Origin of the sequence: Saccharomonospora iraqiensis subsp. paurometabolica YIM 90007 (assembly GCF_000231035.2) — a bacterium.
Classification (GTDB): Bacteria; Actinomycetota; Actinomycetes; order Mycobacteriales; family Pseudonocardiaceae; genus Saccharomonospora; species Saccharomonospora paurometabolica.
This window is the reverse complement of the sequence record NZ_KI912254.1, coordinates 21,000-34,390: the sequence shown is the minus strand read 5'-3', so window position 1 is coordinate 34,390 and position 13,391 is coordinate 21,000. Positions and strand designations below refer to the sequence as shown.

Here is a 13,391-nt window from a genome sequence, read left to right as displayed (position 1 = left end):
ACCGGCGCGGCTCCGACCTCGTCCCGCCGGACGGGTCCCCGGTCCCGTCCGTCCCGGTCCGGGACGCCCCGCCTCCTCGTGTGCCGGGGCCGCGGTGTGCGGCGGGTCCGGCTGCCCCGCCCGCCCCGCGTGTCCGGCCGGTCGGGCAGCCGGTTCCTCCGGGGGTGTGAACCCCTCCGCGGCGAGGGTGTCGGCGTCCGGCACGGTGATCGAGGGGACCAGTCCGCGCAGCAGTCTGGCGGCCCGGTCGACCGAGAGGGGGGTGCGGGACGGGGGTACGGCGTTCAGTGCGGTCCACAGCGCGGACGCGGACGGGTACACCACCCGCACCGGGCCCGCGCGGTCCTCGGGCGGCTGTTCCACGGTCTCGACGTAGGGCCCCACCGCCACGATCGTGACCACCCCGACGCCGGGGTCGAGCGCGTGCACCCGGTCGGCCACGGCGCCGGCCAGCGCGAGGGCGTCGGTCGCCGGGTTGTTCGCCGGATCCGTGGTGGCCCCGGCCGCGGATGTGTCCGCCCGGTCCCGCGGGTCCTCCGGCGGGGTGTCCCCCGTACGGGTTGTCCCGACGGGCCCGCCGGAGGCGAGTGGCCAGCCGTCGGCCTCCCAGGCCCCGTGCAGCGGGGCCCGCAGGGTCAGCGCCGGGGCGGGCAGGTCCACGCCCACGACGACCACGATCCCGTGCGGCAGCACGAGGAGCGCGTCGAGGTCGGCCTCCAACCCGGCAGGTCGCACGCCGAGGAGGCCGACTCCACCGACGACCTCCCCGCCCCGGCCGAGGGCGGCCAGGGACGCACGGACGTCGTCGGAGACGCGGGCGGGACGGGCGGGAAATCGGACGAGTCGCACTGCGCCTCCCTGCTGCGGGCCACCGGCGGGATCCGGGCGAAGTCCCAGGTCTCGGGCCTCCTGCCGTGTTTATAGCCGAGCTCGGCGGCCGCCGCCGGACAGTGTGCGCGCAAAGTAACCATTGACAGTGATTGCTGTCACCTAGTTGAGTGCTACTCCAAAGTAGCTAGCGGACTGGTTTCCGGGTTCTGGAGGATGGAATGCGCTTACGGGCGGGTCGGGGCCCGCGGTCACTGATGATCGCGGTGTCCGCCACGGCCCTGACGGTGACGGCGGGTCTGGCGACGGCGACGATCGCCGCGCCGCTGGCCGCCGGAGACGACGGTGACGGGCTGCTCACGCCGGTCTCCGACACTCTCGGTGCGGTGTTGTCCACGGCGGAGGACACGGCACCGGTCACCGTTCTGGTGCACGGTGTCGACACGGCGGCGGCGGATGACGCCGTGCGTGACGCCGGGCTCACGAAGATCACCTCGTTCGACCGGATCGGCGTGGTCGCCGCGTCCGGCAACGCGGACCAGGTCGAGGAGCTGCGGTCGGCGGATGGGGTGACGTACCTGGAGAACAACGACCCGATCGAGACGTTCGCCAGTTCCGGGACGGAAGCCACCCGCAGTCTCCCCGCGCAACAGTCGATGACCGGTGCGGACGGAACGGCTCTGGACGGGTCCGGTGTGGGCGTCGCGGTCATCGACACCGGGGTGGACCCCCTGCACCCCGCGCTGCGGGACGCCGACGGGGACAGCCGGGTCGTGCGCAACCTGAAGAGTCTGTGCACCGCGGACCAGACGAGCACCGACTGCGTGGTCGACCTTCCGACCACCCTCGACACCGACACGCTCTCCCTCGGCGGGCACGGCACCCACGTCACCGGCATCGCCGCGGGACAGAACTACGACCTCGCCGAGGACACCCGGGTCGGTGGCTCCGCGCCGGGTTCGTCGGTCGTGTCGATCTCGACCGGGGCCGCGCTGGTGATCCTGGGCAGTGACGCCGCGCTGAACTGGGTCCTGGAGAACCACGAGGCCCCGTGTGGTGCGGATGTCTCCGCCCAGGAGTGCCCGCCGATCAAGGTGGTGAACAACTCCTACGGCCCCGGTGGGGGCGGGGAGTTCGATCCGAACTCCGCGACGGTGAAGCTGCAGCGCGCCCTGGCGGCCGAGGGTGTGGTCACGGTCTGGGCCAACGGCAACGACGGTGGGGACGGGTCGCAGAACCTGTCCAACCCGCCGGGGCAGGACCCGACCCCGGGCGTGCTCTCGGTGGCGTCCTACAACGACCAGGGCACCGGCACGCGCGACGGCACGGTGTCCGACTTCTCCTCGCGGGGTGCCGCCTCCGAGCCGCAGAGCTGGCCGGACGTGTCCGCGCCGGGTGAGAACATCCTCTCCGCGTGCAGGCCGACCCAGGCGCTGTGCCTCACCAGTTCGCAGCCGGAGAACGGCCCCGGCCCGCTCGACCTGGCGACCTACAACGTCATGAGCGGCACGTCGATGGCCGCGCCGCAGGTCACCGGTATCGTCGCCCAGCTGTTCCAGGCGGACCCGCAGGCGACGCCGGGCGAGGTGGAGCACGCGATCAAGTCGACGGCGCACAAGTACACCGACGGCGCCGCGTACGAGCAGGTGGCCGGGTACGCGTCCAGCTACGACAAGGGCACCGGCCTGGTGGACACCGTCGCCGCGGCCACCGCCCTCGGCGCGGGCACCCGATGAGGTCCCGCTAGCGGATCCCGCACAGCACGTCCCGCGGGCGATTCCCCCTACCGCCGCGAACACCGGCTCCGGGCCCGGGAGACGACTCCCGGGCCCGGAGCCGTTCCACGCGCGTGTGAATCCTGGTGCTCGTGTGGCCAAACGGGTGAGTGCGGTGCAGAATGTTGCGGGAGTCGCCGCGGGTGATCCATCCGTTCCCGACGAGGTCGTAGGGGAAGACGCCCCTCGTCGAACAGCGGAGGTCAGCAGTGAGCACTCGTGGCGTGGTGTACGTCCACTCGTCGCCGTCTGCGGTATGCCCGCACGTCGAGTGGGCGATCTCCGGCACGCTCGGTGGCCGGGTGGACCTGCGGTGGACCGCGCAGCCCGCCGCACCCGGGCAGTTGCGTGCCGAGTGTGAGTGGCGCGCGCCCGCGGGCACGGGCGGAAAGCTCGCGTCCGCGTTGAAGGCGTGGCCGATGCTGCGCTTCGAGGTCACCGAGGAACCGAGTGCCGGCGTGGACGGGCAGCGGTTCTGCTACGCGCCCGGCCTCGGGCTGTGGCACGCGCGGACGAGCGCGAACGGCGACGTGGTCGTCGGGGAGGACCGTATCCGGCACCTGGTGGCGGCCAGTCGCGGGGGTGAGCCGCTCGCGCACGAACTGGACCAGCTGCTCGGCGCGAGCTGGGACGAGGCACTGGAGCCGTTCCGGCACGCGGGCGACGGCGCCCCGGTCACCTGGTTGCACCAGGTCGGCTGAGGCGTCCGCCCGCGTGCCGGTCGGCGCACGACGGTCACACCATCGTGCCCGGCACGGTCACACCGTCGTGCCCGGCACGGTCACACCGTCGTGAACAGCAACGCGGTGTTGTGGCCGCCGAATCCGAACGAGTTGCTCACCGCCGCGGAGAGCTCCACCTTCCGCGGCTCGTCCCGGACGACGTCGAGCGCCACGTCGGGATCGAGGTTCGCCAGGTTCCGGGTGGCGGGCACGACCCCGTGGTAGAGCGACAGGATCGTCACGATGCCCTCCACCGCGCCGGCACCGCCGACGAGGTGCCCGAGGGCGCCCTTCGGGGCGGTGACGACCGGGTCGTCCCCGACGGCCTTCCGGATCGCGGCCGCCTCTCCGACGTCCCCAACCACCGTGGAGGTGGCGTGCGCGTTGACGTGCCCCACCTCACCGGCCGGGAGCCCGGCCATGTGCAGCGCGTTCTCCATCGCCGCGATCTGACCGATCCCGTCGGGGTGGTTGCCGGTGATGTGGTAGGCGTCCGAGGTGATCCCGAAACCCCCCAGCCGCGCGTAGACCCGGGCACCCCGGGCCGCGGCGCGGTCGGCGCGTTCCAGCACGACGGTGCCCGCACCCTCGCCGAGCACGAACCCGTCGCGGTCGGCGTCGAACGGCCGGGACGCGTGGTCCGGGTCGTCGTTGCGGGTGGAGACCGTGCGTGCCTGGGCGAACCCGGCGACGGTGATCGGGGCGATGCAGGCCTCCGCGCCGCCGGCGACCACCACGTCGGCGCGGCCGGAGGCGATCATCTGATAGCCGACCGCGATGCCCTCCGCACCGGACGCGCACGCCGACGCGGGGGAGTGCACCCCGGCACGGGCCCCGAGGTCGATCCCGACGTGGGCCGCCGGGCCGTTCGGCATCAGCATCGGCACCGTCAACGGGGAGACCTTGCGGATGCCGTGTTCCTCCAGCAGGTCGTCCTGGGTGAGCAGGGTGACCGGCCCGCCGATGCCGGACCCGAGGGAGACACCCAGCCGGTCGGGATCGACGTCGGCGTGCTCGTCGGTCGACTCGGCGAACCCGGCGTCCGCCCACGCCTCCCGTGCGGCGATGAGGGCGACCTGCTCACACCGGTCGAGCCTGCGTGCCTGGACACGCGGGATCTTCTCGGTCGGTTCCTCCGCGAGCGGGGCGCCGATCTTCACGGGCAGGTCGTGCCGCTGGACCCAGTCGGCCTCGAGGGTCCGGACCCCGCTGCGGCCCGCGAGCAGGCCGTCCCACGTGGTCGCGACGTCCGGTCCGAGCGGTGTGGTGGCACCGATCCCGGTGACGACGACGTCGGTGTTGCTCATCTGGTGTCTCCCCGAGAGGGCGTTTGCGGAAACGCTTACTTGGAGTTGGCCGCGACGTAGTCCACGGCGTCGCCGACCGTCTTGAGGTTCGCCAGCTCGTCGTCCGGGATCTTGACGCCGAACTTGTCCTCGGCCTGGACGGCGATCTCCACCATGGACAGCGAGTCGATGTCGAGGTCGTCGACGAACGACTTCTCCAGGGCCACCTCGTCCTGGGCCACGCCCGCGACCTCCTCGACGATCTCGGCGAGCCCCGACAGGATCTGGTCTTTGTCTGCCACTTCGGTTCCTTCCTGGTTCGTGTGTCCGGTGCCCGGCACCGTTGTCTCGTCGGTGCTGTCGTACCGGTTCTCGTGTCGGTGCCTCCGCACCGGTGTCGCGACGGACCTTACGCCGTCGTCGTCTGTGGTATCACGGGCAGATCAGGATCTGTGCCGCGTAGGACAGTCCCGCGCCGAAGCCCACGGCCAGCACGACGTCGCCGCTGTCCACGGTTCCGGCGGCACGCATGTGGTCCAGCGCCAACGGGATGGATGCCGACGAGGTGTTGCCCGAGTACCGGATGTCGTCGGCGACCACCATGTCCTCCCGCGCGCCCTTCGCGCGCAGGCGCTTGGCGATGGTCTCGACGATCCGCAGGTTCGCCTGGTGCGGGATCAGGACGTCGACATCGGACAGCTCGACCCCCGCGAGCTCGGCCGCGCGTATCGCCACCGGCGCCACCTGCGTGGTCGCCCAGCGGAACACCGACTGCCCCTCCTGGAAGATGTAGCGGTTCTCGCGCATGTAGATCATGTCGACGAGATCCCCGGCGCTGCCCCAGGCCACCGGCCCGACCCCGGCGTCGGTGGCGGGGCCGACCAGTGCGGCGCCCGCCCCGTCGGCGAAGATGATCGCGGTCGACCGGTCGTCCGGGTCGACGACGTCGGTCAGTTTCTCCGCACCGATGACGAGCACCCGGCCGGCCGAGCCCGACCGGATCAGGTCGGAGGCGATGCCCAGCCCGTAGCAGAACCCGGCGCACGCGGCGTTGAGGTCGAACGCGCCCGCCGCGCGCACGCCGATGCGGTCGGCGACCTGGGCGGCCGCGTTCGGGATGGGGGCGGGCATGGTGCAGTTCGGCACGATCACCGTGTCCACGTCCGCGGGGGCGACCCCGGCGTCGGCGAGCGCCTTGGCCCCGGCGGTGACGGCCATGTCCACCACCTGCTCGTCCTCGTCGGCGAAGCGGCGCTCGACGATGCCGACCCGGTCGCGGATCCACTGGTCGTCGGTGTCCATCCGGGCGGCGAGGTCGTGGTTGGTGACGACCCGGTCGGGCTGGGTGCTGCCCAGACCGAGCACCCGCGTGGCCGGGGCCCCGTGGGTCAGGCTGAGCGCGGGCGGCCTGCCGGTCATGCGAGGTCCCCGAGCGTGTCCGGCGTCTTCACCGCGACGGGGCCGGTCACCACGTCCTTCAGTTCCCGGCGGACGAGGCCGGTCAGGGTTCCCGCCGGCGGCAGCTCGACCGTCCGCGCGACCCCGAGGGACCGCAGCCCCTCCATCGTGAGGTCCCAGCGCACCGGGCGGGTCACCTGCCGTACGAGCCGGTCGAGGTACTCCGCGCCGTCGGTGACCACGGCACCGTCGGCGTTGGACAGCAGGCCACGGACCGGGTCCGCGGTGGTCAGCTCCGCCGCGTGGGCCCGCAGCGCCTGCTCGGCGGGGGCCATGTAAGGGGTGTGGAAGGCGCCCGCGACCTTCAGCGGACGCACCTTCGTCCCGTCGAGGGGTTCGGCCACGATCCGTTCGACGGCCTCGGCGGAGCCGGAGGCGACGATCTGGCCCGCCCCGTTGCGGTTGGCGGCCTCCAGGCCCTGCTCGTGCAGCCACGCCACGACCTTCTCCGGATCGCCGAGCATCACGGCGGCCATCGAGGTGGGTTCGGCCGCGCAGGCCTTCGCCATCTCCGCGCCCCGCACCGCGGCCAGGGTGACCGCGTCCTCGGCCGAGAGCACCCCCGCGATCGCGGCGGCGGCGAGTTCGCCGATCGAGTGCCCGGCCACGGGGCCGTCCGAACGCACGGCGGGGGGCAGGTACTCGAACGCGAGCAGCGAGGTCGCGACGATCAGCGGCTGGGTGACGGCGGTGTCCTGGATCTCGTCGGCGTCCGCCTCGGTGCCGAGCCGGAGCAGGTCCAGCCCGCAGCGGGCCGACCAGTGCCGGATCCGTTCCTCCGCGCCGTCGAGTTCGAGCCAGGCGGACAGCATGCCGGGGGCCTGAGACCCCTGTCCGGGACAGAGTAGGGCGGTGGTCACCCCCGTAGGGAACCTGCTCGCCCCCGGTGACCGGCATGCCCCCCACTCACAGGGTCCGCCGACCCACGTTGTGGAACCTCTACAAACACCCCGCTGACCAGCGACAACCCCGCCGTGACCCCCACCACACCACCCTCCCGACCCCGCGAGTCGCCACCCCATGCCCGCGAGTCGACGCTCCACACGCGTGAGCCAACGCTCCGGGAACGCAGGTCGCCGGGTCCGGCGGTCGGGACCGTGCCGGGCGTGCTCACCACAGACCGCGGGAGCGGGCCAGACGCCCGACGGTGAGGGCGGTGCGCAGCACCAGCGCGTCGCGGGGGTCCCCCGCGTTGTGCCCGGTGAGTTCGGCGGCTTTGCGGAGCCGGTAGCGCACCGTGTTGGGGTGCACGAACAGCTGCCGTGCGCAGTTCTCCAGCACGCCCCCGCACTCCAGGTACGTCTCGATCGTCTCCAGCAGCGCGGGGCCGGCGTCCTCCAACGGTCGGGCGATCCGCTCCACCAGGACCCGTTCGGCCTCGGCGTCGCCCGCGAGCGCGCGTTCGGGCAGCAGGTCCGTCGACCGCGTCGGGCGGGGCGCGGCAGGCCAGCCGACGACGGCCCGTAGGCCGGACAGCGCCTCGGAGGCGCTGTGGTGCGCCTCGGCGAGGCCGGAGACGGTGGGGCCCGCGACGACGGGGCCCTCGGCGAACGCCGTCGCGAGCATGGGCAGGATCTCCCGGTCGGCCTCGGTGTCGGTGGTGGACCCGGCGACCACGACCACCAGCCGGGAGCCCTGCACTCCGAGCAGCACCGGCCTGCCCACCCGGGCCGCCTTGCTGCGGACCTCGAACACCACCGACGGCGGGTCGTCGGAGGGCGGGTTGCCCACGAGCACGGTCGCCGAGCCCGCGGGGTCCCAGCCCAGGGCCGCCGCGCGGGAGAGCACGGACTCCTCCGCGTCGCCCCGCACCACCCCGTCCACGACCAGGGCCTCCAGGCGGGCGTCCCAGGCGCCGCGTGCCTCGGCCGCCGCCGCGTAGGAGTTGGCCGCGGCGAAGGCGATCTCCCGCCCGTAGCGCAGGATGCCCTCGATCAGCGCGGCCCGTTCGGCCTCGTCGGCCGCGAACTCGGGCAGGTGTTCCTCGAAGACCTCGACCGCGAGGCGCACGATCTCCACGGTCTGCCGCAGGCTGATCCACCGGGACAGCTCCCGGGGTGCGGACCGGAAGGCCTCGGTGGTCAGGCGCAGCGCCTCCTTGGAGTCGCGCATCCACCGCACGAACCCCGCCGCGCCCGCCTGCGAGATGAGCAGCACGCTGGCCCGTTGGTCGGCGGGCAGCCGCGCGAACCACGGCAGCCGCTCCTCCAGGGCGGCCACGCTGGCCTTGGCGAGCCGACCGGACGCGCGTTCGAGCTCACGCAGCGTCGTGGGGGACAGCCCGTGGTCGTTCGTGGCAGACATCGTGCTCGAATCCTACGCCCGGTCATGCCGGGCACGGGGTGGATCGTCCCGGGGAGGCGGGCCCGTCGGCGCCGTTCCGCCCGCCCCGCACAGTGGCACGGGACCACCCGTGGCGCTGCGGCTCCCGCGCCCCGGGTGGTCCCGCTTCCCCGGTCCCCACCGGTGGCTCCACTATGGATGGCGTGGCCCCCGTGCGCCACCGGAGTCACTCGTTCGTGCAGCGCAACGGGGTCCGGGCGAACCGGAACGTCTCAGGCCACGCCCGAGTCGGAGGTCTGCGGGCCCGCCGCGGTCACGTCCTCGAGCCGGTACGTCCGGACGGCCTCGGTGACCCGCTCGGCGGGGATCTCGCCGCGCCGGGACAGGGCGGTCAGCACGCCCACCGTGACCGACTCCGCGTCGACGAGGAAGTGCCGCCGTGCCGCGGGCCGGGTGTCGGAGAAACCGAACCCGTCGGTGCCGAGGGTGAGCATGTCGGTGGGCACCCACGGCCGGATCAGGTCGGGCACCGCCCGCATCCAGTCGGACACGGCCACCACCGGACCCTCCGCCCGCGACAGCGCGGCGGTGACGTGCGGCGTGCGGGGGGAATGCTCCGGGTGCAGGAAGTTCTCCCGGTCGATGTCGACGGCCTCCCGACGCAGCTCGGTCCACGACGTGGCGGACCAGACGTCGGCGCGGACACCCCACTCGTTCTCCAGTATCTCCCGTGCCCGCAGCGCCTCGGGCATCGCCACGCCGGAGGCGAGGATCTGCGCCCGCGGCCCGTCGCCGTCCGGGGCCGCCCGGTAGTGGTAGAGCCCCTTGAGCAGGCCGTCCACGTCGAGGTTCTCCGGCTCGGGCGGCTGCTGGTACGGCTCGTTGTACACGGTGATGTAGTAGAAGACGTTCTCACCGTTGCCGTCCGGGCCGGTCTCGCCGTACATCCGGCGCAGCCCGTCCTTGGCGATGTGGGCGATCTCGAACGCCCACGCCGGGTCGTAGGCCACCACCGCCGGGTTGGACGCCGACAGCAGCAGGGAGTGCCCGTCGGCGTGCTGGAGTCCCTCCCCGGTGAGCGTGGTGCGGCCCGCCGTGGCACCGAGCACGAATCCGCGCGTCATCTGGTCGGCCGCCGCGTACAGGCCGTCCCCGGTGCGCTGGAAACCGAACATCGAGTAGAAGATGTACACCGGGATCATCGGTTCACCGTGCGTGGCGTACGAGGTGCCCGCGGCGGTGAACGACGCGGTCGAGCCCGCCTCGTTGATGCCCTCGTGCAGCAGCTGGCCGTGCTCCGACTCCTTGTAGGCGAGCATCAGCTGCGCGTCGACCGAGGTGTAGTTCTGCCCCTGCGGGTTGTAGATCTTCGCCGTGGGGAACATCGAGTCGAGGCCGAACGTGCGTGCCTCGTCCGGGATGATCGGCACCAGCCGCTTGCCCACGTCGGGCTCCTTGGCCAGCTCCCGGATCAGCCGCACGAAGGCCATCGTCGTGGCGACCTCCTGCTTGCCGGAGCCCTTGCGGATGGCGTCGTAGACCTCGTCGCCGGGCAGCACCAGCGGCTTGGCGCGCGAGCGCCGTTCCGGCAGGTAGCCGCCCAGGGCCTTGCGGCGGCCGTGCAGGTACTCGATCTCCGGGGAGTCCTCGCCCGGGTGGTAGTACGGCGGCAGCGTCGGGTCGCGCTCCAGCTCCTCGTCGCTGATCGGGATGCGCTGCGAGTCCCGGAACAGCTTGAGGTCGTCCAGGGTGAGCTTCTTCATCTGGTGGGTGGCGTTGCGGCCCTCGAACGCCGGGCCCAGCCCGTAGCCCTTGATCGTGTGCGCCAGGATCACGGTGGGCCTGCCGTGGTGCTCCAGCGCCGCCTTGTACGCCGCGTAGACCTTGCGGTAGTCGTGCCCGCCCCGCTTGAGGTTCCAGATGTCGGCGTCGGAGAGGTTCTTGACCAGCTCCTTGGTGCGCGGGTCGCGGCCGAAGAAGTGCTCGCGGACGTAGGCGCCGTCGTTGGCCTTGTAGGTCTGGTAGTCGCCGTCCGGGGTGGTGTTCATCAGGTTCACCAGCGCGCCGTCCCGGTCGGCGTGCAGCAGCGCGTCCCACTCGCGGCCCCAGATGACCTTGATGACGTTCCAGCCCGCGCCGCGGAAGTAGGTCTCCAGCTCCTGGATGATCTTTCCGTTGCCCCGGACGGGGCCGTCGAGGCGCTGCAGGTTGCAGTTGACGACGAACGTCAGGTTGTCCAGCCCCTCGGTCGCGGCCACGTGGATCAGGCCCCGCGACTCCGGCTCGTCCATCTCGCCGTCGCCGAGGAAGGCCCACACGTGCTGGTCGCTGGTGTCCTTGATGCCCCGGGCGTGCAGGTACCGGTTGAACCGGGCCTGGAAGATGGCGTTCATCGGGCCGATGCCCATCGACACCGTCGGATACTCCCAGAAGTCCGGCATCAGCCGGGGGTGCGGGTACGACGGCAGGCCGCCGTCCTCGCCGGTGTGGGAGTGCTCCTGGCGGAAGCCGTCCAGCTGGTCGGCGGTGAGCCTGCCCTCCAGGTAGGCACGGGCGTAGATCCCGGGGGAGGCGTGGCCCTGGATGAAGATCTGGTCACCGCCGCCGGAATGGTCCCGGCCCCGGAAGAAGTGGTTGAAGCCGACCTCGTACAGCGCCGCCGACGAGGCGTAGGTGGAGATGTGCCCGCCCACGCCGACACCGGGGCGCTGGGCGCGGTGCACCATGACCGCCGCGTTCCACCGGATGTAGGCCCGGTAGCGCCGCTCGATCTCCTCGTCACCGGGGAACCACGGCTCGTTCTCCGTGGGGATGGTGTTCACGTAGTCGGTGGCCGTGAGTGGCGGGACACCGACGTTGCGTTCCCGGGCCCGTTCGAGCATGCGCAGCATCAGGTAGCGGGCACGCTGCTGACCACCCCGCGCCAGTGCGGCGTCGAAGGAGTCCAGCCACTCGGAGGTCTCCTCGGGGTCGATGTCGGGCAGGTGCGCGGCCAGTCCGTCGCGGATCACGCGGACGCGCGCGGGCGCCTGGCCGGATGCGCCGTCGGGTCCGGCCTCGTTGTTCTGGGGGGCCAAGGGGTCTCCTCGCCGGTTCTGGTGTCGCTTCGTTCGATCGTGTGTCATCGTCGTGCCGGGGCGCGCCGCGCGTCACCAACTACTCTGCGGTAACATTGAGCTGTTCGTAACACCGTGTCCGTCGCCTCCGACCCTGGTGAGCCGTATCTCCCAGCCTAGTCACCTCCGGTCCGCACGGGGCGGCTCGGCGCCGACGGACGGCCCGCCGGGCGGGGATGGGCCGTGCCGGAGTCCGGCGGAGGACCCCCGTCGACCGCACGAGTTCCTAATGATCCGGTGTGGACGGTTGCGCTCCGCGCCGTCGCGGTGTTCGCTAAGCCCATCCGTGTACGTACCGCACGGCCGCCGACCTCCGGGACGGTGGCCGTGGCAGCACCCGAAGTGGAGGAGTGAGAAGTCGTGGTCGCCGCGGGAGACGCTGACCAGAACAGCGTCGCCGAAAGGCTCGGCATCAAGCCGGACATGGTGGTTCAGGAGCTGGGCTGGGACGAGGACGTCGATGACGGGGTCCGTGCCGCCATCGAGGACCACCTCGGTGGTGAGCTGCTCGACGAGGACGCCGACGAGGTCATCGACGTGGTGCTGCTGTGGTGGCGCGACGGCGATGGGGACCTGGGCGACGCCCTCGTGGACGCCCGCGCCCCGCTCGACGAGAACGGTGTCGTGTGGGTGCTCACCCCCAAGACCGGGCAACCCGGGCACGTCGAGCCGAGCGACATCGCCGAGGCGGTCCCCACGGTGGGGATGTCGCAGACGTCGAATTTGAGCGTGGCGCCGGGCTGGACCGGGACGCGGCTGGTGCCCAGGTCGAAGTGACCCTGCGGGGCCCGGGGCCGGTCCGTCGGCTCCCCGGCCCACCACCCCACCGCCCCACCGGGCCGGGGATACCGGCCCGGACGGAGCTGTCGGCGTCCGTCCGTCGCACGATAGGCTCGGCACGGCACGCGGCTTCGCGATGTGCCCGCCCCGTCACCGGTTCCGGCCGGCCGGGGCGGGCACGTCCGTGCCGGGACAGCGACAAGCGGAAAGGTTGGCACACCTATGGCGGTCGAGGTGGGTACCCAGGCCCCGGACTTCACGCTCAAGGACTACAACAAGCAGGAAGTCACCCTGTCGTCCTTCCGCGGGGACAAGCCGGTACTGCTCGTGTTCTACCCGTTCGCCTTCAGCGGCGTCTGCCAGGGTGAGCTGTGCCAGCTCCGGGACGACTTCGACCAGTACAGCGGGGTGCAGGTCCTCGGTGTCTCCGTGGACACCCCGTTCGCGCTGAAGGTGTGGGCCGAGCAGCAGGGCTACCAGTTCCCGCTGCTGTCGGACTTCTGGCCGCACGGCAAGGTCGCCCAGGAGTACGGTGTGTTCGACGACAACGCCGGTCTCGCCCTGCGGGGGACCTTCCTCATCGACACCGCGGGCGTGGTCCGGTTCGCCGAGGTCAACCAGCCTGGTGAGCCCCGGGACCAGGACGCGTGGAAGAAGGCGGTCGCGGACCTCACCTGATCCGGCCCCGGGACCGATCCGGGAGTGAGCGTGTCCCCGTGCCCGGCACGGGGACACTTGGGCGCATAGCTCAGCGGAAGAGCACCTGCCTTACAAGCAGGGGGTCGCAGGTTCGAACCCTGCTGCGCCCACCAGCCGTGCCCGGAACACCGGGACGCGGCCGGGGCGTCCCGTTTCCCGGTTCATGATCCGTCCGCGTCCGCGATCCCATATCCTCGGCGCCGGTAACCGACATCGACTCTGAAGGCTGCTGTGCACACTGCTGGTGACGGGGAGGACGACGGCGCCGGGCGGACACCGGACGACTCCGGGCGCGTGCGGCCGTATCTCGACGACCTGCCCGCCGGGTTCTTCACCGCGGAGGACCCGGCCGAGGGCACCGGGTGCGGTACCGGAGCGAAAGCCCGATCCCCCCGGCGCGCGGATGCCGCCGCCCGCGGGGCGGCGCGGGCGGTCCGCAGCGGG

Annotated in this window: 10 protein-coding genes, 1 tRNA gene and 2 pseudogenes; 6 read left to right on the top strand and 7 right to left on the bottom strand. The window is 72.2% G+C overall.

What is annotated here, in order from left to right; all coding sequences use genetic code 11:
- Window positions 1–849 (bottom strand): annotated as a pseudogene (locus SACPADRAFT_RS33190) (hypothetical protein); the annotation flags it as partial.
- Window positions 850–1,085: 236 nt separating this feature from the next.
- Here SACPADRAFT_RS33190 and SACPADRAFT_RS0218100 point away from each other — a divergent pair.
- Both SACPADRAFT_RS0218100 and SACPADRAFT_RS0218095 read left to right on the top strand, forming a co-directional pair.
- Window positions 1,086–2,564 carry a S8 family serine peptidase gene (locus SACPADRAFT_RS0218100; protein WP_157577213.1) on the top strand — a complete coding sequence of 493 codons (1,479 nt, stop codon included), beginning with the start codon at window positions 1,086–1,088 and terminating at the stop codon, window positions 2,562–2,564.
- Between the two features lie 248 nt (window positions 2,565–2,812).
- Window positions 2,813–3,304 carry a DUF3145 domain-containing protein gene (locus SACPADRAFT_RS0218095; protein WP_007024698.1) on the top strand — a complete coding sequence of 164 codons (492 nt, stop codon included), beginning with the start codon at window positions 2,813–2,815 and terminating at the stop codon, window positions 3,302–3,304.
- Window positions 3,305–3,384: 80 nt separating this feature from the next.
- On the opposite strand, the gene SACPADRAFT_RS0218090 is transcribed toward SACPADRAFT_RS0218095, so the two are convergent.
- From SACPADRAFT_RS0218090 to aceE, 6 genes are all read right to left on the bottom strand, one after another.
- Window positions 3,385–4,632 (bottom strand): beta-ketoacyl-[acyl-carrier-protein] synthase family protein, encoded by a 1,248-nt coding sequence (locus SACPADRAFT_RS0218090; protein WP_007024697.1) that lies wholly within the window; start codon window positions 4,630–4,632, stop codon window positions 3,385–3,387.
- Window positions 4,633–4,667: 35 nt separating this feature from the next.
- Window positions 4,668–4,913 carry an acyl carrier protein gene (locus tag SACPADRAFT_RS0218085; protein ID WP_007024696.1) on the bottom strand — a complete coding sequence of 82 codons (246 nt, stop codon included), beginning with the start codon at window positions 4,911–4,913 and terminating at the stop codon, window positions 4,668–4,670.
- Window positions 4,914–5,043: 130 nt separating this feature from the next.
- Window positions 5,044–6,030 carry a beta-ketoacyl-ACP synthase III gene (locus SACPADRAFT_RS0218080; RefSeq protein WP_007024695.1) on the bottom strand — a complete coding sequence of 329 codons (987 nt, stop codon included), beginning with the start codon at window positions 6,028–6,030 and terminating at the stop codon, window positions 5,044–5,046.
- Complete coding sequence (locus SACPADRAFT_RS0218075) at window positions 6,027–6,929, bottom strand: ACP S-malonyltransferase (protein ID WP_267880016.1); 903 nt, start codon at window positions 6,927–6,929, stop codon at window positions 6,027–6,029. Before SACPADRAFT_RS0218075 ends, SACPADRAFT_RS0218080 begins: the two co-directional genes overlap by 4 nt.
- Before the next feature lie 250 nt (window positions 6,930–7,179).
- Window positions 7,180–8,373, bottom strand: a complete 1,194-nt coding sequence (locus SACPADRAFT_RS0218070; RefSeq protein WP_007024693.1) for a PucR family transcriptional regulator — start codon at window positions 8,371–8,373, stop codon at window positions 7,180–7,182.
- A 251-nt stretch (window positions 8,374–8,624) separates the two neighbouring features.
- A complete protein-coding gene (aceE, locus tag SACPADRAFT_RS0218065) occupies window positions 8,625–11,429 on the bottom strand; it encodes a pyruvate dehydrogenase (acetyl-transferring), homodimeric type (RefSeq protein ID WP_007024692.1) in 2,805 nt (934 codons plus the stop codon).
- Window positions 11,430–11,828: 399 nt separating this feature from the next.
- Between aceE and SACPADRAFT_RS0218060 the strand changes: the two genes are divergently transcribed.
- The 4 genes and pseudogenes from SACPADRAFT_RS0218060 to SACPADRAFT_RS34145 form a co-directional block, all read left to right on the top strand.
- Complete coding sequence (locus tag SACPADRAFT_RS0218060; RefSeq protein WP_007024691.1) at window positions 11,829–12,245, top strand: DUF3052 domain-containing protein; 417 nt, start codon at window positions 11,829–11,831, stop codon at window positions 12,243–12,245.
- Window positions 12,246–12,470: 225 nt separating this feature from the next.
- Complete coding sequence (locus SACPADRAFT_RS0218055; RefSeq protein WP_007024690.1) at window positions 12,471–12,926, top strand: peroxiredoxin; 456 nt, start codon at window positions 12,471–12,473, stop codon at window positions 12,924–12,926.
- A 59-nt stretch (window positions 12,927–12,985) separates the two neighbouring features.
- Window positions 12,986–13,060, top strand: a tRNA-Val gene (locus tag SACPADRAFT_RS0218050).
- Between the two features lie 118 nt (window positions 13,061–13,178).
- Window positions 13,179–13,391, top strand: a pseudogene (locus SACPADRAFT_RS34145) (hypothetical protein); the annotation flags it as partial.

Coding starts and splice junctions, on each gene's coding strand:
- SACPADRAFT_RS0218090 (WP_007024697.1), bottom strand. CDS start 4,632: ATGAGCAACACCGACGTCGTCGTCACCGGGATCGGTGCCACCACACCG.
- SACPADRAFT_RS0218100 (WP_157577213.1), top strand. CDS start 1,086: ATGATCGCGGTGTCCGCCACGGCCCTGACGGTGACGGCGGGTCTGGCG.
- SACPADRAFT_RS0218080 (WP_007024695.1), bottom strand. CDS start 6,030: ATGACCGGCAGGCCGCCCGCGCTCAGCCTGACCCACGGGGCCCCGGCC.
- SACPADRAFT_RS0218055 (WP_007024690.1), top strand. CDS start 12,471: ATGGCGGTCGAGGTGGGTACCCAGGCCCCGGACTTCACGCTCAAGGAC.
- SACPADRAFT_RS0218070 (WP_007024693.1), bottom strand. CDS start 8,373: ATGTCTGCCACGAACGACCACGGGCTGTCCCCCACGACGCTGCGTGAG.